General features: G+C 71.4%; 25 protein-coding genes. 13 read left to right on the top strand and 12 right to left on the bottom strand.

What is annotated here, in order from left to right; genetic code table 11:
• Positions 1-36: 36 nt before the first annotated feature.
• A complete protein-coding gene (locus tag ABZV77_RS34780) occupies positions 37-939 on the top strand; it encodes a LysR family transcriptional regulator (RefSeq protein WP_356265904.1) in 903 nt (300 codons plus the stop codon).
• Positions 940-1,000: 61 nt separating this feature from the next.
• On the opposite strand, the gene ABZV77_RS34775 is transcribed toward ABZV77_RS34780, so the two are convergent.
• Both ABZV77_RS34775 and ABZV77_RS34770 read right to left on the bottom strand, forming a co-directional pair.
• Complete coding sequence (locus tag ABZV77_RS34775) at positions 1,001-1,804, bottom strand: hypothetical protein (RefSeq protein WP_356265901.1); 804 nt, start codon at positions 1,802-1,804, stop codon at positions 1,001-1,003.
• 119 nt (positions 1,805-1,923) lie between these two features.
• The gene (locus ABZV77_RS34770) at positions 1,924-2,406 is read right to left on the bottom strand and encodes a pyridoxamine 5'-phosphate oxidase family protein (protein WP_356265899.1); all 483 of its coding nucleotides are present in this window, start codon (positions 2,404-2,406) and stop codon (positions 1,924-1,926) included.
• 162 nt (positions 2,407-2,568) lie between these two features.
• Here ABZV77_RS34770 and ABZV77_RS34765 point away from each other — a divergent pair, with 162 nt between their 5' ends.
• On the top strand, positions 2,569-3,222 hold the full coding sequence (locus tag ABZV77_RS34765; RefSeq protein WP_356265896.1) for a cysteine hydrolase: 654 nt from the start codon (positions 2,569-2,571) through the stop codon (positions 3,220-3,222).
• Here ABZV77_RS34765 and ABZV77_RS34760 read toward each other — a convergent pair.
• Positions 3,209-3,664, bottom strand: a complete 456-nt coding sequence (locus ABZV77_RS34760; protein WP_356265893.1) for a Rieske (2Fe-2S) protein — start codon at positions 3,662-3,664, stop codon at positions 3,209-3,211. The genes ABZV77_RS34765 and ABZV77_RS34760 overlap by 14 nt on opposite strands.
• A gap of 154 nt (positions 3,665-3,818) precedes the next feature.
• Here ABZV77_RS34760 and ABZV77_RS34755 point away from each other — a divergent pair, with 154 nt between their 5' ends.
• From ABZV77_RS34755 to ABZV77_RS34730, 6 genes are all read left to right on the top strand, one after another.
• Complete coding sequence (locus tag ABZV77_RS34755) at positions 3,819-4,607, top strand: HipA family kinase (RefSeq protein WP_356265890.1); 789 nt, start codon at positions 3,819-3,821, stop codon at positions 4,605-4,607.
• Complete coding sequence (locus tag ABZV77_RS34750; RefSeq protein WP_356265887.1) at positions 4,604-5,002, top strand: DUF3037 domain-containing protein; 399 nt, start codon at positions 4,604-4,606, stop codon at positions 5,000-5,002. Before ABZV77_RS34755 ends, ABZV77_RS34750 begins: the two co-directional genes overlap by 4 nt.
• Before the next feature lie 165 nt (positions 5,003-5,167).
• Positions 5,168-5,929, top strand: coding sequence for a 3-oxoacyl-ACP reductase FabG (gene fabG / locus ABZV77_RS34745; protein WP_356265885.1), 762 nt, complete (start codon positions 5,168-5,170; stop codon positions 5,927-5,929).
• A 23-nt stretch (positions 5,930-5,952) separates the two neighbouring features.
• Positions 5,953-6,708, top strand: a complete 756-nt coding sequence (locus ABZV77_RS34740) for an SDR family oxidoreductase (RefSeq protein ID WP_356265882.1) — start codon at positions 5,953-5,955, stop codon at positions 6,706-6,708.
• A 141-nt stretch (positions 6,709-6,849) separates the two neighbouring features.
• Positions 6,850-8,451: an ABC transporter substrate-binding protein gene (locus tag ABZV77_RS34735; RefSeq protein ID WP_356265879.1), complete on the top strand. Its 1,602-nt coding sequence runs from the start codon at positions 6,850-6,852 to the stop codon at positions 8,449-8,451.
• 89 nt (positions 8,452-8,540) lie between these two features.
• Positions 8,541-9,224, top strand: a complete 684-nt coding sequence (locus tag ABZV77_RS34730; RefSeq protein WP_356265876.1) for a uracil-DNA glycosylase — start codon at positions 8,541-8,543, stop codon at positions 9,222-9,224.
• Positions 9,225-9,403: 179 nt separating this feature from the next.
• Here the strand turns inward: ABZV77_RS34730 and ABZV77_RS34725 are convergent, their stop codons facing one another.
• Positions 9,404-9,859, bottom strand: a complete 456-nt coding sequence (locus ABZV77_RS34725) for a DUF3224 domain-containing protein (RefSeq protein WP_356265873.1) — start codon at positions 9,857-9,859, stop codon at positions 9,404-9,406.
• Positions 9,860-9,959: 100 nt separating this feature from the next.
• Here ABZV77_RS34725 and ABZV77_RS34720 point away from each other — a divergent pair, with 100 nt between their 5' ends.
• Together ABZV77_RS34720 and ABZV77_RS34715 are read left to right on the top strand one after the other, a co-directional pair.
• Positions 9,960-10,940: a WYL domain-containing protein gene (locus tag ABZV77_RS34720; RefSeq protein WP_356265870.1), complete on the top strand. Its 981-nt coding sequence runs from the start codon at positions 9,960-9,962 to the stop codon at positions 10,938-10,940.
• A 97-nt stretch (positions 10,941-11,037) separates the two neighbouring features.
• Entirely contained in the window at positions 11,038-11,526 is a 489-nt protein-coding gene (locus ABZV77_RS34715; RefSeq protein ID WP_356265867.1) for a hypothetical protein, read from the top strand.
• Between the two features lie 60 nt (positions 11,527-11,586).
• Here the strand turns inward: ABZV77_RS34715 and ABZV77_RS34710 are convergent, their stop codons facing one another.
• Together ABZV77_RS34710 and ABZV77_RS34705 are read right to left on the bottom strand one after the other, a co-directional pair.
• On the bottom strand, positions 11,587-12,144 hold the full coding sequence (locus ABZV77_RS34710) for a hypothetical protein (protein ID WP_356265865.1): 558 nt from the start codon (positions 12,142-12,144) through the stop codon (positions 11,587-11,589).
• Positions 12,145-12,219: 75 nt separating this feature from the next.
• The gene (locus ABZV77_RS34705; RefSeq protein WP_356265862.1) at positions 12,220-12,813 is read right to left on the bottom strand and encodes a TetR/AcrR family transcriptional regulator; all 594 of its coding nucleotides are present in this window, start codon (positions 12,811-12,813) and stop codon (positions 12,220-12,222) included.
• A 121-nt stretch (positions 12,814-12,934) separates the two neighbouring features.
• Between ABZV77_RS34705 and ABZV77_RS34700 the strand changes: the two genes are divergently transcribed.
• Positions 12,935-14,206 (top strand): FAD-dependent monooxygenase, encoded by a 1,272-nt coding sequence (locus tag ABZV77_RS34700; RefSeq protein WP_356265859.1) that lies wholly within the window; start codon positions 12,935-12,937, stop codon positions 14,204-14,206.
• Between the two features lie 43 nt (positions 14,207-14,249).
• Positions 14,250-15,155: a Gfo/Idh/MocA family oxidoreductase gene (locus tag ABZV77_RS34695; RefSeq protein WP_356265856.1), complete on the top strand. Its 906-nt coding sequence runs from the start codon at positions 14,250-14,252 to the stop codon at positions 15,153-15,155.
• On the opposite strand, the gene lnt is transcribed toward ABZV77_RS34695, so the two are convergent.
• From lnt to ABZV77_RS34675, 4 genes are all read right to left on the bottom strand, one after another.
• Positions 15,079-16,845, bottom strand: coding sequence for an apolipoprotein N-acyltransferase (lnt, locus tag ABZV77_RS34690; RefSeq protein ID WP_356265853.1), 1,767 nt, complete (start codon positions 16,843-16,845; stop codon positions 15,079-15,081). The two genes, ABZV77_RS34695 and lnt, sit on opposite strands and share 77 nt — an antisense overlap.
• An 81-nt stretch (positions 16,846-16,926) precedes the next feature.
• Positions 16,927-17,442: a nuclear transport factor 2 family protein gene (locus ABZV77_RS34685; RefSeq protein WP_356265850.1), complete on the bottom strand. Its 516-nt coding sequence runs from the start codon at positions 17,440-17,442 to the stop codon at positions 16,927-16,929.
• Positions 17,443-17,499: 57 nt separating this feature from the next.
• A complete protein-coding gene (locus ABZV77_RS34680; protein WP_079074970.1) occupies positions 17,500-17,679 on the bottom strand; it encodes a hypothetical protein in 180 nt (59 codons plus the stop codon).
• 125 nt (positions 17,680-17,804) lie between these two features.
• The gene (locus ABZV77_RS34675) at positions 17,805-18,575 is read right to left on the bottom strand and encodes a helix-turn-helix domain-containing protein (RefSeq protein ID WP_356265999.1); all 771 of its coding nucleotides are present in this window, start codon (positions 18,573-18,575) and stop codon (positions 17,805-17,807) included.
• A gap of 162 nt (positions 18,576-18,737) precedes the next feature.
• Between ABZV77_RS34675 and ABZV77_RS34670 the strand changes: the two genes are divergently transcribed.
• Entirely contained in the window at positions 18,738-19,562 is an 825-nt protein-coding gene (locus tag ABZV77_RS34670) for an alpha/beta fold hydrolase (RefSeq protein WP_356265847.1), read from the top strand.
• 2 nt (positions 19,563-19,564) lie between these two features.
• On the opposite strand, the gene ABZV77_RS34665 is transcribed toward ABZV77_RS34670, so the two are convergent.
• Both ABZV77_RS34665 and ABZV77_RS34660 read right to left on the bottom strand, forming a co-directional pair.
• Entirely contained in the window at positions 19,565-19,846 is a 282-nt protein-coding gene (locus tag ABZV77_RS34665) for a DUF1905 domain-containing protein (protein ID WP_356265844.1), read from the bottom strand.
• Between the two features lie 63 nt (positions 19,847-19,909).
• Positions 19,910-20,710: a DUF4389 domain-containing protein gene (locus tag ABZV77_RS34660; RefSeq protein WP_356265841.1), complete on the bottom strand. Its 801-nt coding sequence runs from the start codon at positions 20,708-20,710 to the stop codon at positions 19,910-19,912.
• Between the last annotated feature and the right edge of the window lie 112 nt (positions 20,711-20,822).

The following is a 20,822-nucleotide window of genomic DNA, read 5'->3' as shown; positions in this document are numbered from 1 at the left end:
GAGATTTTGTTCTCTGTATCGCGTAGCATCGCTTACATGTTGAACCTGGAGCGCCTGCGTACGCTCGACGCCCTCGCCCGGCACGGATCGGTCAGCGGCGCGGCCGCGGGGCTGCACGTGACGACGTCGGCGGTCTCGCAGCAGATGACGAAGCTGGAGCGTGAGGTCGGCCAGCAGTTGCTCGCCAAGAACGGCAGGGGTGTGCGCCTGACCGACGCGGGGCGGCTGCTCGCCCAGCACGCGGCGCGGATCCTCTCGCAGGTGGAGCTAGCCCAGGCGGACCTGGAGGAGCAGCGGGGCAAGGCGGTGGGGGAGCTGCGGATCTCCGCGTTCCCCACGGCCATGCGCGGCCTGATGCCCGCCACCCTGTCCGCGCTCCGCGCCGACCACCCCGGACTGCGGGTGGGCTGCCAGGAAATGGAGCCGACGCCGGCCGTCGCGGCGGTGGTGCGCGGCGACATTGACATGGCGGTCGTCCTCGACTGGTACAACAAGCCCCTGCCGATCCCGGAAGGCCTGGTCAAGGCCCCCCTCCTCGATGATCCCGCCGACGTGGCGATGCCCGCCGCGCATCCCCTCGCCGACCGGACCGAGGTGGACCTGGAGGAGTTCGCGGACGACGAGTGGATCACCTGGGCGGAGGGCGAGTTCTGCCACGAGTGGCTGATGTTCACCCTGCGCGGCAAGGGCATCGAGCCGCGCATCTCGCACCGCGCGGAGGAGCACCACACCCAGCTCGCCCTGGTCGCCGCCGGACTCGGCGTGTGCGTGGCCCCGCAACTGGGCCGCGACCCGATGCCGTCGGGCGTGCGCACGGTCCCGGTGCGGCACCGGGTGCGGCGGCACGTGTACGTGGTGTGGCGGGCGGACGCGGACCGCCGCCCGTCGATCAGGGCGGCGGCGGAGGCGCTGCGGGGGGCGGGGGCGGGCCTGCGGTAGCGAGCCGGGGGAGGCCGCGCCCTGGGGGCGGCGAGCCGCGCGCCCGGCGCCGAGCCGCGGCTCAGGTCTTGGGGCGGCGGTCTCCGTCCGCGTCGCAGGGCAGTTCGGCCGCGGAGTGGTTCGTGAGGAAGTCGCGGTCGGCCTGCCGCTCGGCCTCGGCCATCGCGGTCGGCTGCACTGAGATGATGCCGCCGAAGGGCCGGTCCACGTCCCGGATGATGCACAGCGTCGTCGTCAGCAGTGCTGTGATCACCGCGAGGGTGATCAGCTGGCCGCGGTTGTTCTTGCGTGGCAGGCAGGTCCCGAGCGCCATGACCGTGACGGTCAGGGTGGCCAGGAGGAACCAGAAGATGGCACCGGGAATGCTGGCCGTCGCCTGCGTGAGGCGTTCCTCGCGCTCGTCGGAGCGCTTGTTGTCGGCCGCGGTCAGCATCCCGAACACCGGCTTGCCCTGCAGTTCACTGAACGCGCGCCGGACGTCGGTCGACCACACGCTCGGCGCGGGCGAACCCTTTCCGTCGGCCATGGCCGGCCACTCCTGCTGCCGCACGGCGCGTGCGTAACAGACGGCATCGGCCTGGATCCGCGCCCGCTGCTCCGCGGGCGCGTACTCCGCGGTCTCGACGAGCTGGTCCAGGGCGCGGCTCTCGCCGCGGGAGGCGACCTCCGCCTTCCCGTACGAGCCGGAGGCGGTGACCAGGACGAACGCGAGCAGCAGCACCGTGAGGGTCAGCAGCGGCCCGACCAGGTCCTTGACCGCCATGCCCTCGTCGTCGTCGGCGGTGATGAGCCGGGGCCGCAGATAGCGGTTCGCGGCGAGTCCCGCGAGCAGGGCCAGTACGGCGACGACGATGACGAGGACCACGGTGGGACACCTCCGGGGCGGGCGGACGACCCGGGGGCCCGGGGCGCGGCATCCATGCCCGCGGAGGCAGGGGACGAGAACTGCAGAAACGTTCGTCCGCCTTCGAACGAGGTAACCCCTTACGCCGGAGGGACCGGCAGGTCGGCCAGCTTCCGGAAGTCCCAGGACGCGACGGCGTCCGGGGTCAGGCGCATCCAGCCGTGGCGCCCGTCGTGCGGCATCGTGTCGAAGCCGAAGATCTTGCGGGCGAACAGTCGCTCCGGGGCAGCCAGTTCCGGGCAGGGGTCGCCCTTGCGCGGGGCCTCGCCCACGAACTCCACGGCGCCGGACAGCTCCACGCCGCGCAGCTCGCCGTACTCCTCACCGGCGTCGACCACCACGGCGACCCGCGGGTCCTTGCGGAGGTCGGCCCAGCGCTTGCTGCGGGTGGTCGAGTACAGCCAGAGCGACGTCCCGTCCCAGGCGAACCAGAGTGTGCTGACGTGCGGGGCACCGTCCGGGGACACGGTCGCCACCCGGCAGGTGCGCTCCGCGGTGAGGAACGCGTCGAGCTCGTCCGGCGTCATCATGATCCGGCGACCCCGGCGCTGTGTGACGGCCATGTGCCCTCCTGTTCACCGTGTCCGACCGGGCGGGTCGGACCGCGCGTTCCTGACTGTGCGTCAGGAAAGTATGGACGCAGCATGGACGCTCTTCCTTCGTGGCGCAATGGCCGTTAGCCTCTCGCCGGCCGGTGTCCCGGACGTCCGCGACAAGGGGAAGCCATGCCGTCGTACGAAAAGCTCAGGGAAATCCTCGACCCCGCCACCACGGCGCTGCTGACCGTCGAGTGCCAGCAGGGCGTCGTCGGCACCGAGAGCGCCCTGCCCGAACTCGCCGCACAGGCGCGGACGTCGGGGGCCCTCGCCAACGTCGCCCGGCTGGTGTCCGCGGCGCATCAGAGCGGTGTCCAGGTGCTGCACGCGGTTGCCGAGCGGCGGCCCGACGGGCGCGGGGCCAGCCACAACGCCCGCCTCTTCCGCGCCGCCGAGAGGCTCCCCGTGCAGCAGCTCTCGGGCACCGCGGCCGTGCGGATCGCCCCGCCGATCGAGGTGGCCGACGAGGACTTCGTCGTACGCCGCCTGCACGGCCTGTCACCCGTCGCGGGCACCGACGTGGACCCCCTGCTGCGCAACCTGGGCTGCCGCACCCTGCTGGTCACCGGCGTCTCGGCCAACGTCGCGATCCCGAACGCAGTGTTCGACGCCGTGAACCTCGGCTACACCGCCGTCGTCCCCGCCGACGCCATCGCGGGCGTCCCCGCCGACTACACCCCGGCCATGGTCCGCAACACCCTCGCGCTCGTCGCCACCATCACGACCACACAGGACGTGCTCGGGGTCTGGAAGCAGCCGGGCCGACCGGTCAAGCCAGCTTGATCGAGCCGCCCGCCACGGTGATCCGGGCCGGAGGCAGCGGCTTCGGCGCGGGCCCGCCCCGCACGCTGCCGTCGGCGATGTCGAACTTGCTGCCGTGGCAGGGGCAGTTGACCGTGCCGCCCTCGACGCTCGTCACCGGGCACCCCTTGTGGGTGCAGAGGCTGGAGAACGCCTTGAAGTCGCCCTTCGTGGGCTGGGTGACCACCACCTGGGCATCCTTGAAGATCTTGCCGCCGCCCACGGGGATGTCGGACGTACTGGCCAGGACCCCGCCGTCGCCGCCTTTGGAGGGTGCGTCGCCCGCGGATCCTGCGGGGCTCTTGTCGTCGCTCCCGCAGGCGGTGAGGGCGGCGGCCAGGCCCACGGCGCCGATCGTGGCCACGACCGTGCGGCGGCAGGGCGCGGGGGCAGGTGCGGGGGTGGTCTCTTCGTAAGTCGTCATGTCCGGAGTCGTCATGTCCGGTGGTACGGGGCCGCGGGCCCCTGTGTTCAAACAGTCAAGGATCTCTCCGGGAAAGGCCGGGGCCGGGACACCGGGGGCCGGACGCCGCGGGCCGGATGATCGAACTGCGCTGCGGCGGCAGTAATCTGGGCCCATGCTCAGCGAAGTCACCGCGGTCCGCTACGTCACGCCCCTGCGGGAAGGCGGATCACTGCCCGGGCTCGTCGAGACCGACGACCACGGCACGTACGAGACGTACGTCCTGAAGTTCACCGGCGCGGGACAGGGGCGCAAGACGCTCGTCGCCGAGGTGATCTGCGGTGAGCTGGCCCGCAGGCTCGGCCTGCGGATGCCGGGGCTCACGGGGATCCGGCTCGACCCGGTCCTCGGCCTCGGTGAGCCCGACGAACGGGTGCAGGCGCTGCTCAAGGCGAGCGGCGGACTCAACCTCGGCATGGAGTTCCTGTCGGGCGCCCTCGGCTTCGACCCGCTCGCCCACGAGGTGGACCCGGCCGAGGCGGGCAGGGTCGTCTGGTTCGACGCCCTGATCAACAACGTCGACCGCTCCTGGCGCAATCCGAACCTGCTCATGTGGCACGGCGACCTGTGGCTGATCGACCACGGGGCGAGCATGATCTGGCACCACAACTGGCGCACCGCCGAGACCGCGGCCGCCAAGCCGTACGACGCGTCGGACCACGTCCTCGCCCCGTACGGCCCCGACGTCGCGGCGGCCGCCGCCGAGCTCGCCCCCCTCGTCACCGAGGAGCTGCTCGCCGAGGTCGCGGCCGAGGTGCCCGAGGAGTGGCTGGCCGACGAGCCGGGCTTCGACGGCGTGGACGACGTGCGCCGCGCGTACGTGACGGCCCTCCTGCCGCGCGCCAAGACCATCCACGAGCGGATCACCCTGCCGGGTGCCGGACCGAAGGGCGCCACCAAATGAGCGAGCAGACCGCGCCCGCGCGGGACGTCTTCGAGTACGCGCTGGTGCGCGTCGTGCCGCGGGTGGAGCGCGGCGAGCAGTTCAACGCGGGCGTCGTGCTCTACTGCCGCGCCAAGTCGTACGTCGCCGCGCGCACGCACCTGGACGAGGGCAAGCTCCTCGCCCTGGACCCGGCGGCCGACGCGGCGGGCATCAGGGCCGCGCTCGGTGCCGTCGAGCGGATCTGCGAGGGCGGCGCGGGAGCGGGCCAGGCCGAGCGCGACGACGCGGGGCGGCGCTTCCGCTGGCTGATCGCGCCGCGCTCCACGGTGATCCAGCCGGGTCCTGTGCACACCGGTCTCACGGCGGATCCCGAGGCCGAGCTGAACCGGCTGCTCGGCCTGTTGGTGAAGTAAAGAGTCACACCTCTCCTGTGGGCCGTTGACACCCGGTGCCAGGGCTTCTAGCGTCTCGTCCAGCTGAAGGTACTAAGCGGTCGCTCACCATCGGGGCGTACCGTGGAGTCCCATCCCGCAGGGCCCCATCCGTAGAGCCGCATCCCAAGGGCGAGGAGAACCAGCATGTCCACCACAGAGCAGCGCGTCGCGGTCGTGACCGGCGCAGCGCGAGGCATCGGCGCGGCGACCGCCGTACGGCTCGCCGCCGAGGGCCGCGCCGTGGCCGTCATCGACCTCGACGAGGCCGCCTGCAAGGACACCGTCGCGCAGATCACCGCGGCCGGTGGCAAGGCGATCGCTGTCGGCTGCGACGTGTCCGACGAGGCCCAGGTCGAGGCCGCCGTCGCCCGCATCGCCGAGGAGCTCGGCGCGCCGACGATCCTCGTCAACAACGCCGGTGTGCTCCGCGACAACCTCCTCTTCAAGATGAGCGCGACCGACTGGGACACGGTCATGAACGTGCACCTGCGCGGCGCCTTCCTGATGTCGAAGGCCTGCCAGAAGCACATGGTGGACGCCAAGTTCGGCCGTATCGTCAACCTCTCCTCGTCCTCCGCGCTCGGCAACCGGGGCCAGGTCAACTACGCCGCCGCCAAGGCCGGTCTGCAGGGCTTCACCAAGACCCTCGCCAAGGAGCTCGGCAAGTTCGGCGTCACCGCCAACTCCGTCGCCCCGGGCTTCATCGTCACGGAGATGACGAAGGCCACCGCCGACCGTGTCGGCATGGGCTTCGAGGACTTCCAGGCCGCGGCCGCCACCCAGATCCCCGTGCAGCGCGTCGGCCGCCCCGAGGACATCGCCAACGCCATCGCCTTCTTCACGGGCGACGCGGCCGGATTCGTCTCCGGGCAGGTCATGTACGTGGCCGGCGGCCCGCTCAACTGACCTGAAAGGCAGAGGCAGAGATCATGGCTGTGCAGGACAGTGGAAAGGCCGCGCTCGTCACGGGCGCGAGCCGGGGCATCGGATACGGCATCGCCGAGGCGCTGGTGGCCCGCGGCGACCGGGTCTGCATCACCGGACGCAATGAGGACGCCCTCAAGGAGGCCGTCGAGAAGCTCGGCGCCGACCGGGTCATCGGAGTCGCGGGCAAGGCGCACGACGAGGCCCACCAGGCGGTCGCCGTCGAGCGCGCCATGGAGGCCTTCGGCCGCGTCGACTTCCTGATCAACAACGCCGGTACGAACCCGGTGTTCGGTCCGATGGCCGAGCTGGACCTCAACGTGGCCCGCAAGGTGTTCGAGACCAACGTCATCTCGGCGCTCGGTTTCGCCCAGCGGACCTGGCGGGCCTGGCAGAGCGAGAACGGCGGCGCGATCGTGAACATCGCCTCCGTCGCCGGTGTCTCCGCGTCGCCGTTCATCGGCGCGTACGGGATGAGCAAGGCCGCCATGGTCAACCTCACCCTGCAGCTGGCGCACGAGTTCGCCCCGAAGGTGCGCGTGAACTCCATCGCGCCCGCGGTCGTCAAGACCAAGTTCGCCCAGGCGCTGTACGAGGGCCGGGAGGCGGAGGCGGCGGCCGCCTATCCGCTCGGCCGGCTCGGGGTGCCGGAGGACATCGGGGGCGCGGCCGCGTTCCTCACGTCCGGCCAGTCCGACTGGATCACGGGTCAGACACTCGTGGTCGATGGCGGCATCTTCCTCAATGCGGGCGTCGGCTGACGAAGGCCCCACACCCGGCGGAGACACACTATCGGTGATGTTCTCCGCATCAAGTGCCCTGTCGGCGCCAGGACTTGGCGCGGCAGGGCACTGCGATATTGTCTCCCGACCCCATGGCATGGCCGATCGAGGAGCGTGCGCGTGTTCAGTGAAGTTCCCCCTGCTAAGCGGACCAGGGGTCTCCGTCCGGTCGCGGCGATCGCGTCCATATCCCTGCTCGCCGGTTGCGGGGTGCTGTCCTCCGAAGGGTCGGACGACGAGGAGCAGATCACCGTCGGCACGATGAGCGCGCCGAGCACCCTGGACCCGGCGAAGGCCTGGGACAGCTCCTGGGAGCTCTACAGAAACGTTTTTCAAACGCTGCTGAGCTTCCCCTCGGGGGCCACCGAGCCCGAGCCCGACGCCGCCGAGTCCTGCAAGTTCAGCGACGCCTCCAGCACGGTCTTCACCTGTGAACTGCGCGAGGGCCTGCAGTTCTCCGACGGCGACAAGCTCGACGCGGCGGCCGTGAAGTACTCCTTCGACCGCATGCGGACCATCGGGGTCAAGGGCGGGCCCACCGGTCTGCTCGGCTCGCTGGACAAGGTGGAGACGAAGGGGGACCGGACGGTTGTCTTCCGCCTGAAGAAGGCGGACGCGACCTTCCCGTTCGTGCTCGCCACCCCGGCCATGTCGATCGTCGACCCCAGGGAGTACCCGGCGGACAAGCTCCGCGAGGGCAACGAGGTCAACGGCTCGGGCCCGTACACCCTTGAGGGGTATGCGCCGAACGAGAAGGCCGAGCTGGTCAAGAACGACCACTACAAGGGCGCGGCCGACGTCAAGAACGACGCCGTCACCATCCGCTACTTCAAGAAGTCGTCCGCCATGGTCGACGCCCTCAAGAACAAGCAGATCGACGTGACCTTCCGAGGCCTGGCCTCCGAGGACATCGTCACCATGCAGGGCCGGGGCAGGCGCGAACAGGACATCGAGCTCGTCGAGGGCTCGGGCACCGAGATCCGCTACCTGGTGTTCAACACCAAGGACCCATGGGCGCGGAAACTGCCGGTCCGGCGCGCCTTCGCGCAGATCGTCGACCGCGGCGCCATCGCCCACAAGATCTACAAGGACACCGTCGAGCCGCTGTACTCGATGGTCCCCAGGGGGCTCACGGGCCACGCCACCGGGTTCTTCGACAAGTACGGGAACCCCAGCGTCACAAAGGCCAAGAAGATCCTCACCGACGCCGGGATCCACGAGCCGGTGCCGCTCACCCTCTGGTACACCACCGACCGCTACGGCTCGGCGACCGAGCCGGAGTTCGCCGAGCTCAAGCGGCAGCTGGAGGCCTCGGGCCTGTTCAAGATCACGCTCAAGAGCCGCCCCTGGACCGAGTTCCAGGAGGGGTACAGCAACGGTGAGTACCCCGTCTTCGGACGCGGCTGGTTCCCCGACTTCCCGGACGCGGACAACTTCATCGCGCCGTTCGTCGGCCCCAAGAACGTGCTCAACACGCCCTACCCGTCCAAGGAGATCACGGACCAGGTGCTGCCGCGTGAGCGCAGGGAGGCCGACCGGGGAGCGGTGATCGACCAGTTCGAGCGCGCCCAGGAGATCCTCGTCGACGACGTGCGGCTGCTGCCGCTGTGGCAGGGCAAGCAGTACATCATGTCCAGTGAGGAGATCGCGGGCGGCGAGCGGGCCCTCGACCCTTCGGCGATCATGATGATGTGGGAGCTGCAGCGCAAGACCAGCTGGTGAGCTGATGACAGGTGGGGATGAAGGTCGGTTGTCAGTGGGCGCCGGTAGGTTCTGTGGTGAGAAGTGACCGCACACCGGAGGTTGTTGACGTGACCGACATCGCCATGCTGCCCGCGTCCTGGCGCGGAGTCCTCGGCGAGGAACTCCAGAAGCCCTACTTCAAGGAGCTCACCGAGTTCGTCGAGGAGGAGCGGTCGAAGGGTCCCGTCTATCCGCCGCGCGACGAGGTCTTCGCGGCTCTCGACGCGACGCCGTACGACCAGGTGAAGGTCCTGGTCCTCGGCCAGGATCCGTACCACGGCGAGGGCCAGGGCCACGGCCTCTGCTTCTCCGTGCAGCCCGGTGTGAAGACGCCGCCCTCGCTGCGGAACATCTACAAGGAGATGAAGGAGGAGCTCGGCCACCCCGTGCCGGACAACGGCTATCTGATGCCGTGGGCCCAGCAGGGCGTCCTCCTGCTGAACGCGGTCCTCACGGTCCGCTCCGGCGAGGCCAACTCCCACAAGGGCAAGGGCTGGGAGAAGTTCACGGACGCCGTGATCCGTTCGGTGGCCGACCGCCCCGACCCCGCGGTCTTCGTGCTGTGGGGCAACTACGCCAAGAAGAAGCTCCCCCTCATCGACGAGGAGCGGCACATCGTCGTGCAGGGCGCCCACCCCTCGCCGCTCTCCGCCAAGAAGTTCTTCGGCTCGCACCCGTTCACGCAGATCAACGAAGCGGTCGCGGCGCAGGGGCACGAGCCGATCGACTGGCGGATCCCCGACATCGGCTGAGAGCCTGTCTTTGAACCCCCGTCGTTCGCGCGGAGCGCGGGCGCAGCGGCGGTCGGTGCGTGCGATCGGTGTGCGGCGGCCCGGTCATGTGGCGGAGCCACCTGTCCGGGGCCGCCGTGCGCCGAGCGTGCGTGCCGGGCGTCGGGGCGCAGGCGGGGGTTCAAAGACAGGCTCTGACGTCAGCCCGCCAGGGCGTGGGCGAGTGAGTACGGGGTGGCGGGCTGACCGGCCCGTGCCGTGTACGAACCGGTACCGGTGAGCCCCGTCAGCTCGCCGGTCGCCGAACCGGGCAGCACGGTGAAGGAGCACTCGATGGTGCCGTCGGCCCCGAAGGAACCGCGCTGCTCGATGACGAACGAGCCCTTCCGGCCGTCGACCGTGCCGTCGATGAACTCGTAGCCGACGAAGAAGCCGACCGTCTCGCTCTCGTACGAGATGGTGTACTCGCAGGAGGTGCCCGCGGCCTCGATGACGCCGGTGTAGTCGTTGGTGACGGCGGCGTGGGCGATGCGGGTGCCGCCGTGCGCGCCCGCGACGGGCTTCTCGTCCCAGCGGGCGAAGGTGAAGGTGCCGGTGGTCTGTCGGGTCCGACTTGTCTGGGTGGACTGGTTGGCCTGGCTGGTCTGGTTGGGCATGGGGTCCTCTCGGCGGTGGGCCCCGGTCGGGCCGCTCCGTCGAAGATGCTGACAGGGGTACCTGACACCTTCTGTCAGGTACTGCGGCAGACTTGGCCGGGTGCGCGCCGACCGGCTCCTGGCCCTTCTCCTGCTGCTCCAGAACCGCGGAGGCATGTCCGCGCCGGAGCTCGCCGCTGAGCTCGAGGTATCGGTCAGGACCGTCTACCGGGACGCGGAGGCGCTCGCCGCTTCCGGAGTGCCCGTCTATGCCGAGCGCGGCCCGGCGGGCGGCTTCCGGCTCCTCGACGGCTACCGCACCCGACTGACCGGCCTCACCGAGGGCGAGGCCGACTCCCTCGCCCTCGCCGGTATGCCGGGAGCCGCCGCCGACCTGGGCCTCGGCGCGGAACTGGCCACCGCACAGCTCAAGTTGGCCGCCGCGCTGCCCGCCGGGCTCGGCGAGCGGTCCCGGCGCATCCAGGAGCGCTTCCACCTCGACGCGGCCGCCTGGTTCCGCACCGCGGATCCCGCCCCGCTGCTCGACGTGGTCGCCGACGCCGTCTGGCGGCAGCGGGTCCTGCGGGCGCACTACCGGCGCTGGGGCGGCGACGTCCGGCGTGAGCTGCACCCGCTGGGCCTGGTCCTCAAGGCGGGCAACTGGTACCTGGTGGCATCCGCTGACGGCGCCGACGGCGCCGACGGCGGCGCACGTACGTACCGGGTGTCGCGGTTCCTGTCGGCGACCGTGGCGGAGGAGCCCAGCGGCCGCCCGGACGGCTTCGGTCTCGCGGCGTACTGGGCGGAGGCCTCGCGCGGCCTGGAGGCGCGGGTGCTGCGGGGCACGGCCCGGCTCCGGGTGTCCCCGGCGGGGCTGCGGCTGCTGCCCGCGATGTTCGGGGCGGCGGGGGCGCGGGCCGTGGACGGGGCGGGGGGGCCGGACACGGACGGCTGGGTGGAGGTGGATCTCGACGTGGAGGAGCTGCCGGTGGCGGTGAGCGACATCCTCCGGCTCGGCCTGGAGGCGGAGGTGCTCGGGCCGTCCGATCTCCGTGCCGAGGTCGTCAGGAGCGTCACCGGGCTGGCCCAGCGGTACGCGTGAGCGCCCCGCCTGCGAACGTGCCTGACCGTGATTGTCAGTGGTGGCCGCTAGCGTCGTGAGGGATGGGGGCGACGGCCGCACGACCACGGAGGATCCGGTGACGGAGCAGCAGGAGCAGACGGCGGATGACGCGATGATGACGCGGATCGGGCAGGCGGTCATGCTGCACCACGGCGGCGACCGCGAGGAGGCGCAGGGCCGCTTCCTCGGTCTCTGGGGGGAGATCGGCGAGGAGGGCGACCCGCTGCACCGCTGCACGCTCGCGCACTACATGGCGGACACGCAGGCCGACCCCTCCGACGAACTGGCGTGGGACCTGCGGGCGTTGTCGGCGGCTGACGAGCTCACCGACGAGCGCCTGAGCGAACACCACAATTCACTCGCGGTGCGCGGCTTCTACCCCTCCCTGCACCTGAACCTCGCCGCGGACTACGTGAAGCTGGGCCGCCCGGAAGCCGCCCGCAGCCACCTGCGCCGGGCCCGCGGCGCGGTGGGCGCGCTGGAGGACGACGGCTACGGCAGGGGCATCAAGGACGCCATCGCCCGGCTGGAGGGGCAGGTGGGGGAGGGGAGCGAGGTGGAGTGAGGAGGAGTCGGGGGAGCCGGGGGGCAGAGGGGGACGGTGCGCGCCCGTGTCGTCGTGGGGTCAGCGGCCGTACGTGTTCCGGCAGATGACCGCTTCGGGGCTGTTCGGCCGCCACCTGCCGTAGGCCTCGCCGAGCGCGCACACGTTCGTGGTGGCCCCGGTGGGGACCTTGGCGGGGGCGGGGCGGGTGGCTCCCGCGTCGGGGCGCGCGGCGGCGGGCCTGCGTACCGGGGCGGCCGCGGCGGCGGGGGCCGGGCGGGAGGTGCGGGACGGCGACAGGGCTGAGGACCCGGCGGCAGGTCCGGCCGCCGCCTCTGCACCCGTGCCTGCATCCGCGCCCGCACCTGAACCTGCATCCGCCTCCGCATCGGCCTTCCTGGTGGCCGGGTGGCGCGGCGGGCCCATGCGCTCCAGGGCCTCCCGGGCCGGGGCCTGCACGCTCTGCGTGCGGCGCTTCCCCTCGGTGCGGGGCGCGGGCGGCTGCGCGGTGGCCGCGACCGTACCGGGATCCGGGGGCCGCTCGACGCTCATGCAGCCTGCGACGGCGGCCGAGGTGGCGGCCGAGACCGCCATCGTGACGAGGAGCGCGGCGGCGGCGGTGGACGTCGATCGATGCATCTGGGCAACTCTGCTGGGTCCCGGACGAGTTGGCGTCGGAACATCGCCAGGTTGCCCCGCACGGGTGACGGGCCCTCAGCCGTCCAGCATCCCCCGCAGCAGTTCCCCCACGCTGCTCCGCAGCTCCTCCTGCGTCGGCGCCGTGGCGTGGTACGAACCCGCCACGCACGAGAACATCAAACCGTCGCACCAGGCCACCAGGGACAGCGTGTGGCGCTCCGGCGCGGTGGAGCCCGCGGCGCGGAGCAGGATTTCCAAGGGCTCTCTGAACTGGGCGCCCGCCGCGTCGTAATAGGCGCGCAGTTCCGGCCTGCGGGTCGCCTCCATGGCCAACTCGTAACGGGATACGAGGAGTTGGCGGTGGTCGCCGGTCAGGTACCGGTGCAGGGCCATGGCGAGACCCGCGGCCAGCTGCTCGCGTCCCGCGGCCGGATGCGGCATCTCGGCGGGGTTCAGCACCTCCGCCTCGCGCTCGGCCTGCCGTCGTACCGCCGCTTCCAGGAGGGCGAGCCGTGTGCGTGCGTGGTTGGACGTGGAGCCCTGGGGCAGGCCCGCCGCCTCGTCGACGGCGCGGTGGGTGAGGCCGCGCATGCCGCGCTCCGCGAGCAGGGTGAGAGCGGTGTCGGCGATGAGCTCGGTGCGGGGAGGCCCCGCGCTGCGTACGGACATGACCAAGACCCTACCTGGCGGACTACAGATGTAGTACGGTCGTGCCGTCGCTCACTACATCTGTAGTGAAGGGGTGGGTGGCGCATGCGGCGGACGCGTGCGGCACGGCTGAGGAGGAGCCATGAACCAGGCCAGGAATCAGGCCGGAAACCAGGCCGGAAAGCAGGCCGGAAAGCAGGCCAGGAAGGAGCAGCCCCACGCCGTCGTCATCGGCGGCGGCATCGGTGGGCTCACCGCGGCCATCGGCCTGCACGAGTCCGGATGGAGCGTCACGGTCCTGGAGCGTGCCGCCTCCCTGGAGCCGGTCGGCTCGGGCATCGGCCTCGCCCCCAACTCCCAGCGCGCCCTGGACGTCCTCGGCCTCGGCGACCGGGTCCGTGCGCTCGCCGCCTGGGAGGGCGACGGCGGGATGCGCGCGCAGAACGGCCGCTGGCTGGTGCGCACGAGTGCCGCCGCGGCCGAGGGAACGTACGGCGGATCGCTCGTCATGCTGCACCGCGCGACCCTCGTCGACCTGCTCGTCTCCGCGCTGCCCGAGAAGTCGCTGCGCACCGGCGTACGGGCCCGCCTCGCGGATCCCGGCACCGCCGACCGCCGCGCCGTCGTCACCACCGACGACGGCGACATCGAGGCGGACCTCGTCGTCGGCGCCGACGGCATCAACTCCGCCGTGCGCACGGCCCTCTTCCCGGCCCACCCCCAACCCGTGTACGCGGGGTTCACCGCCTGGCGGTTCGTCATCCCCGCGCCCGACGAGGCCTTCACGCCGCACGAGACCTGGGGCCGCGGCGGCGTCTGGGGCACGCAGCCGCTGAAGGACGGCAGGGTGTACGCGTACGCCACCGCCCGGCTGCCCGAGGGCGGCAGGGCGCCCGACAGCGAGAAGGCCGAGCTGGAGCGCCGCTTCGCCGACTGGCACGACCCGATCCCCGGCCTGATCGCCGCCGTCAGGCCCGAGGACGTCCTGCGCAACGACGTCCGTCATCTGACGACGCCGCTTCCCGCGTACCACCGCGGCCGCGTCGCCCTCCTCGGTGACGCCGCGCACGCCATGGCGCCGAGCCTCGGCCAGGGCGGCAACCAGGCCATCGAGGACGCCGTCGTGCTCGCCCACCACGTGGCGCCGGGCGCCGACCTCGCCACCGGCCTCGCCGCCTACAGCGCGGCCCGCGTCCCCCGCACCACGGAGATCGTCCGGCGCGCCGCACGAGCCGCCCGCGTCACACATCTCACCGGCGCCCCGCTCATCGCCGTACGCAACGCCCTCATCTCCACGGCGACGCGGCTCGGCCCGGACTTCATCATGCGGAGCTTCTCCTCCATCGCCGACTGGCGTCCCCCGCAGGCCCCGTATGCTGCGGGAACGACGGATCGCGAGCCAGTACAGCGGTAGCGGCAGCAGTAGGCCAGCGGTAGGGGCCGGTAGGGAGACAGTGGTGAAGATCGGCTGCATCGGACTCGGTGACATCGCGCAGAAGGCGTACCTGCCCGTCCTCACCACCCTGCCCGGGGTCGAACTGCACCTGCAGACGCGCACGCCCGCGACCCTCGCCCGGGTCGCGGGCGTCCACCACATCCTGGACTCCCGCTGCCACACCGACCTGGACGCGCTGCTCGCCCAGGGCCTCGACGCCGCCTTCGTGCACGCGCCGACCGCCGTGCACCCGGAGATCGTCACCCGCCTCGTCGAAGCGGGCGTGCCGACCTACGTCGACAAGCCCATCGCGTACGAACTCGCCGACTCCGAGCGTCTCGTGCGCCTCGCCGAGGAGCGCGGCGTCAGCCTCGCGGTCGGCTTCAACCGCCGCTTCGCGCCCGGCTACGCCCAGTGCGTCGACCACCCGCGCGAGCTGATCCTCATGCAGAAGAACCGCGTGGGGCTGCCCGAGGACCCGCGCACGCTCGTGCTCGACGACTTCATCCACGTGCTGGACACGCTGCGGTTCCTGGCGCCGGGACCGATCGACGACGTCACCGTGCGCTCCCGCGTCGAGGACGGCCTCATGCAGCACGTGGTCGTGCAGCTGTCCGGCGACGGGTTCACCGCCATCGGCATGATGAACCGGCTCAGCGGCTCCACCGAGGAGATCCTCGAAGTCTCCGGCCAGGACACCAAGCGGCAGGTGCTCAACCTCGCCGAGATCGTGGACCACAAGGGCCAGCCCACGGTGCGGCGGCGCGGTGACTGGGTCCCGGTGGCCCGTCAGCGCGGCATCGAGCAGGTGGTGCTCGCCTTCCTCGACGCGGTGCGCGCGGGCAAGGTGCTCAGCGCCCGGGACGCACTGGCGACTCATGAGCTGTGCGAGCGCGTGGTGCGTGCTGCTCAGGAGCAGTCCGCCTGAGGGCGGTCCGCCGGTAGGACCGCAGGCCCTCGGTCAGGCCCAGCGCCACGAGTACGAGGACCGCGGCGTACACGGGCCAGTCGCCCCACTTCACGTACGCCGTCTCGCCGGTGGCCAGTGGCACGTCGTACACCGCCGCGGCGCTCGCCGAGGTGCCGAGCGTGTTGCCGATGCGCGCACCGTCGGGACCGTGCACCGCGGAGACGCCGGTGAGCGTGGCGTGCACCATGGGGCGGCCCGTCTCCGCGGCCCGCACCGCCGCGAGCGACGCGTGCTGCCGGGGCGCCCAGCTGTGCTGGAACGACGACGTGGCGGACTGGGCCAGCAGTAGTTGGGCGCCGTCCTGAGTGAGCCGACGGCTCATGTCGGGGAACGCGGACTCGAAGCAGACGAGGGGGCCGATGCGGAGGTCGTGTCCGGTGCCGCGCCCGTTCTCACCTCTGGTGTTGCCTGCGGTGTTCATCACCACCTGGTGGTCGCCGCGCCTGCGGTCCTCGCCCGCCGCCTTGCCGACGGACGTCGCCCAGCCGAGCAGGGAGCGCGCCGGAATGTACTCGCCGAAGGGCACGAGCCGCATCTTGTCGTAGCGGTCGCCGGTCGGCCCTGCCGGGCCCACCAGGACGGAACTCTTGAATATGCCGGGCCGGTCGGAGCGGCGCGCGTCGACGTTCACCAGGATGTCCGCGCCCACCTCGCGGGAGAGCGCGGCGATCCGGCGTGCGACGTCCGGCCGGTCGGCCAGGTCGAAGCCGACGCTGCTCTCGCCCCAGACGACGAGGTCGACGTCCCGGCCCGCCAGGGTCCGGGTCAGCGCCTCCTCCCGGGCCAGGCGCTTGTCGGCGCTCGCTGTGCCGTCTTCGATGACGCCCGGCTGGACGACGGCGACGCGGGCGTGCCCGGCGGGTTCGGGGCGGGGGGCCCACGCCCAGGCGGCGGCTCCGGCGGTGGCCACGGCGAGGATGCCTGCGAGGGCGGGGAGGGCTGGGAGGGCGTGGGGCGATGGGGGTGTGGAGACGGCGTCCGTAGGTGGAGTCGTACGTGGAGTCGTCGCCCGTGCGGCCGCCGCGAGGGCGAGCAGCGCGACCGCCGTGTTCACGACCACGACGAACGCGCTGACCAGCCACACCCCGCCCACCGAGACGAGTCGCAGCGCGGGCGTCACCTGCCACTGGCTGGAGCCGAGCAGGCCCCACGGCCCGCCCAAGCCTTCCCAGGACCTGACCAGTTCGACCATCAGCCACCCGGAGGGCAGCACCACGAGCGCGGCCGTGGCCCGCCCGGCCTGCGGCACACCGCCGAGGAACCGCCGTACGAGCCAGCCCCAGGGCGCCCACAGCAGACCGAGCAGCGCGGCGATGACGAGCGTGAACACATGCAGGCTCGGGAGCAGCCAGTGGTGCACGGCCACCATGAAGCCGAGGCCGCCCAGCCAGCCGTCGAGCGCGGCCCGCCGGGCGGTCGGGGCGGACCTTGCGAGGAGCATCCACGGCACCAGCGCGACGTACGCGAACCACCACAGCGACGGGGCGGGGAAGGCGAGGGCGGGCAGTGCGCCCGCGGTGACGGCGATGCCGCCGCGCCACCAGCGCGACGCGAGGAGGCGCGCGGCGCGCTGCCTGCTCCAGGGCCCGTTCCGTTGCCCGTCCTGTCGCCCGTGCCGCTCCCACCGGTCGTCGCCGGAAAGATCCATGCAGCGCCTCCCTCTGTCCCCGACGCCCGGTCGTATTTCCAGTGTGCGCGACGCGGACGATCTAGGACAGTGGGCCGGGCATCAGAACTCCGCACCACCCGTGTCGGAAGGGAGACCGGCCATCTGGCGCCACTTCTCCGTGACGACCACCTGGCGCAACCGCCAGCCATTGTGCGTACGCACGAGAGTGAAGGCGTAGCGGCCGCCGCAGATGAAGTCCGGTGCGGTCGAGGGCTCGCGCTCGCCGGCCGCTGCCTCACCCGCGGGTTTCGCGAACCGCATCGGGTTCACATAGTCGGCCTGGACGCGGGCGACGTCGTCGACGTCCTGGTCCAGCGTCCCGAACTCCAGCCTGCGGTTGGTGATCAGGTGCTGGCGCATGGGGAACATCTGCATCGTCTCCGCCAGCCACGCGGTGATCTCATCGGCTCCTCCCTCGATGCCGCCCGCGGAGCGGTAGTCGGCGCGCCCGCTCGGGGCGAAGAGCTGTCGATAGGCGGTCCAGTCGCCGTCGTCGACGGCCACCGCGTACTCGGTGATGAGGGCATCGACGGCCAACCGGTCGATCACGGCGGCGAGTTCCACGCGCTGCGTCATCGGCTCAGTGTTGGGCACGGGGAGTGTTGAGCCAAGGGGCATGCAGGGACGAAGCGCCTATGCGGCCCGCACCATCTCCTCGCGGACTGCGGCGGCCCACTCCGTCACCAACTGCTCGTACTCTCTGCGCTGTTCGGCGGAGAGGCGGCCGCCCGCGCGCAGCCACAGGCCGCGGATCCGCTCGTTCAGTTCGACGGAAGACCGCGCGGAACCATGGGGAGGTGGGGTTAAGGGCATGGCGTCAACCCTAGGGGATGGCTACGACAATCGGAACTGTCAGCTACCGCACACTTCCGCCACGTGATCGAAGCGCAGGTCGTGGCTGCGGGGTGGACGGCTGCGGGGTGGACGGCTGTGGGGCCCTAGGCCGCCGGGTCGCTGGGCCATGCACGGTCGTCCACGGTCAGGAACGGCTCGACCACCACGGTCGCCGGGGTCGCGCCGGTGAACGCCATGACGTCCCGATGCAGATGCGACTGGTCGCAGTAGCCGCTGTCCGCCGCGACGTCGGCCGCGCCGGAGCCCGCGACCAGGCGGTGCACGGCATGGTCGAAGCGGGCCAGCCTCGCGGCGCGCTTGGGCGGAATGCCGATGGCGGACTGGAATCGTGACCACAGGCGCTTGCGGCTCCATCCGAGGTCGTCCGCCAGCCCGTCGACCCGGACGAGCCCCTTGCTTTCGACGATGCGGTGCCAGGCCCAGATCACCGCCGGGTCCACCGCTTTCCGCGCCTCGCGTCGACTGGCGAGGAGCAGCCCCTCCGTGTACGCGAATCGGTCCGCCCACGAGGAGATCCCGCCCAGTTGCTCGCGAATCCGCGACGCCTCACGACCCCACAGGTCATCGAGCGACACCATGGCCCCGGCCAGCTCGGCCGGGCCGACGCCCAGGACCGTGCCCGCGACGACGGGGGACAGGCGCACCTGTACGCACTCGACGTGTTCACCCCACGCCCGGACCCCGCCTCCGGAGCCGAATCCGGGCCCGGCGACGAGACTTCCCCGATGGCGGCCGCCCGCGCCGTCGTGCACGGTGGACGGGCTCGGTCCGAATTCCAGGATCAGCATCACCGCGGGGTGCGGGACCAGGCGGAGGCCTTCCGTGAGGGTGCCGGGGACCCGGAACCCGGCCATGTCGACACCGGTGACGCGGCGCGACCTTTGCGGGCGTGCCACGTCCCACGCGGTGGAACTCTCAGGCGCACTGGTGGTGGACCCCATCTCTTCAGGCTACGTCTGCCAGGGGGGGAACATTTGTCCAAGCCGTCGGCGCGGGCCGCCGCTGACAGTGGGCTCATGACTTCTCCCACCGAGGACTCGGTCCTCCGCCTGGAACACGGTGACCTCTACGTCGGCCAGGACGGCCCCCGCGACGCCCCCGCACTCCTGCTCATCCATGGCTCGGCGGCTTCGAGCCGCTCGTGGGACGCGCTGGTACCGCTGTTGTCCGTGTCCCATCGCGTCATCCGGGTCGACCTGCCGGGGCACGGCCGTTCGGCCGAACCGGTCGGCGGCGACTACGGGGTTCCCGAGCAGGGGCACAGGCTCGGCGCGGCGCTGGACCGGCTCGGCGTCGAGCGCGCGACGGTCGTCGGCCATTCCAGCGGCGGATATACCGCCACCGCTCTCGCCGAGCAGCGCCCCGACCTGGTGACCGCCCTCGTACTCATCAGCACCGGCCCCGGCATGGACGCCTTCATCGCACCGCCGTCCACCGCGACCGCCCCCACCCAGTGGCCGCCGACCGACGAGCAGCTCCGGATGTTCGCGAGCACGGGATTCCGCGAGGGCTACGAGGTGCCGCAGGAATTCGTCGACGAACTCCGGGGCATGAGCCAGGCCGCGGTCACCGCGGCGATGCAGGCGTCCACCGCCTACCTGAGCCGCCAGGCGCTCCCGTCCCGGCTTGCGCCCCTCGGCAAGCCGTTGCAGGTGATCTTCGGCGAACAGGACCGCAGATGGCGCCCGGCTTCCGCGGCCGACTACCGAGCCGTTCCGGGGGCGAGGGTCGACCTGCTGCCCGACACGGGCCACACTCCCATCGTGGAGGAACCGCTACGGACTGCCGCACTGATCCTGGCCGCCACCTGGACCCACGCCGCCGGCCGAAACCGTTCCTGACGTCAGGTGCTGACCCGCTCCTGCAGACGGACGGTCACGGTGTCCCCTTCCTCCTTGCCGATCGCCTTGCGCACTTCCGCCTTCACCGGCAGCTTGTGCGTCCCGTCTCCCAGGGCCATGAACGAACTCCGGAACGGATGACCGTCGATCGTGCCCCGCACCTTCACCAGGCCGCGGGTGCCGAAGAACTCGACCGACTCGGGCCACACGACGTAGGTCCAGCCGCCTTTGTCCGGGCTCTTCTGCAGGGCTGCGGTGAACTGCTTGTCCAGCACTGTGTCCATCACGGATCCTCCGTTTCCTTGGTATTCGCAAGGTAAGACGGAGGCAGGCGGGGAAACTCATCGCTACTCACGAAGTGCGGCTGAATCGGACACCCCGGCCGAGTCGTGGTCGTCATCGGAGCCGTAGTCGACGGTGGTGTTCACCAGATGACCGGCGAGACCGAGCAGCAAGAACAGCACGACGAGAACCGTGGCCGCGGTGTCCAGCAGCAGTGGCCGGGTGCCTGACCGTACGTCCTCAGCGGGTACCTGCTCGTCCCCGAACAGCCTCTTCGGGTAGGCGGGGGTGAGCAGGTAGGCGTATGCGTCCAGACGCATGCTGTACCGGGCGACAGCTGCCGTCGCGGCGTACAGCGGGCCCGGCAGGCGCCCCAGAATCAGGGTGATGAGCCAGAACACCCAGCTGATCGCGTACCACCCGCTCTGCAGGAGGCCGCTGACAACGGCCGCCGGAATCATCAGGATCAGCCGGAAGAAGACCGCGAGACGGTTGAGCGGCGTGGGGCGCACCTCGATCTGGACGGGGTAGTGCGGCGCCGAGAACGAGAAGGGCGGGTACCGGTCGACGAGGAGCGTCGCGCTGGCGTTCACGCGGGTCGCGTAGGCGAGCACGGAACCGAGAAACCTGAAGATCCCGTCCGGCAGCCTGCCCGTGAACAGCGCAGCGAACCACCCGACAATCGTGACGAAGAACGCCACCACGCTGAGCACCGCATAGACCACGAACTGGGGAAGCAGCAGCAGCCACCGCAACAACACGGTCCAGCGCCGCTGCCGCCCAGGAAGAGGAACGTCCAGGACCGGCAACCACTCGCCTGCCTCGCCGGATCCCGGTACCTCTCGCTGCACCCAGCCCGTCGTCATCACGTCTCCTCGGCACGGTAGGACCCATTCCCCTCATGCTGAGCAGCGCCGACCGGAACCGCACGGTCAGGGCCGCCGACAGTGTCGTGGAGGCGCCTTCCTTGAGCGCGCG

Origin of the sequence: Streptomyces sp. NPDC004732, assembly GCF_040609235.1 — a bacterium.
Classification (GTDB): Bacteria; Actinomycetota; Actinomycetes; order Streptomycetales; family Streptomycetaceae; genus Streptomyces.
Note: the sequence above shows the minus strand (reverse complement) of the source record. Positions and strands in the feature narration are given on the sequence as shown.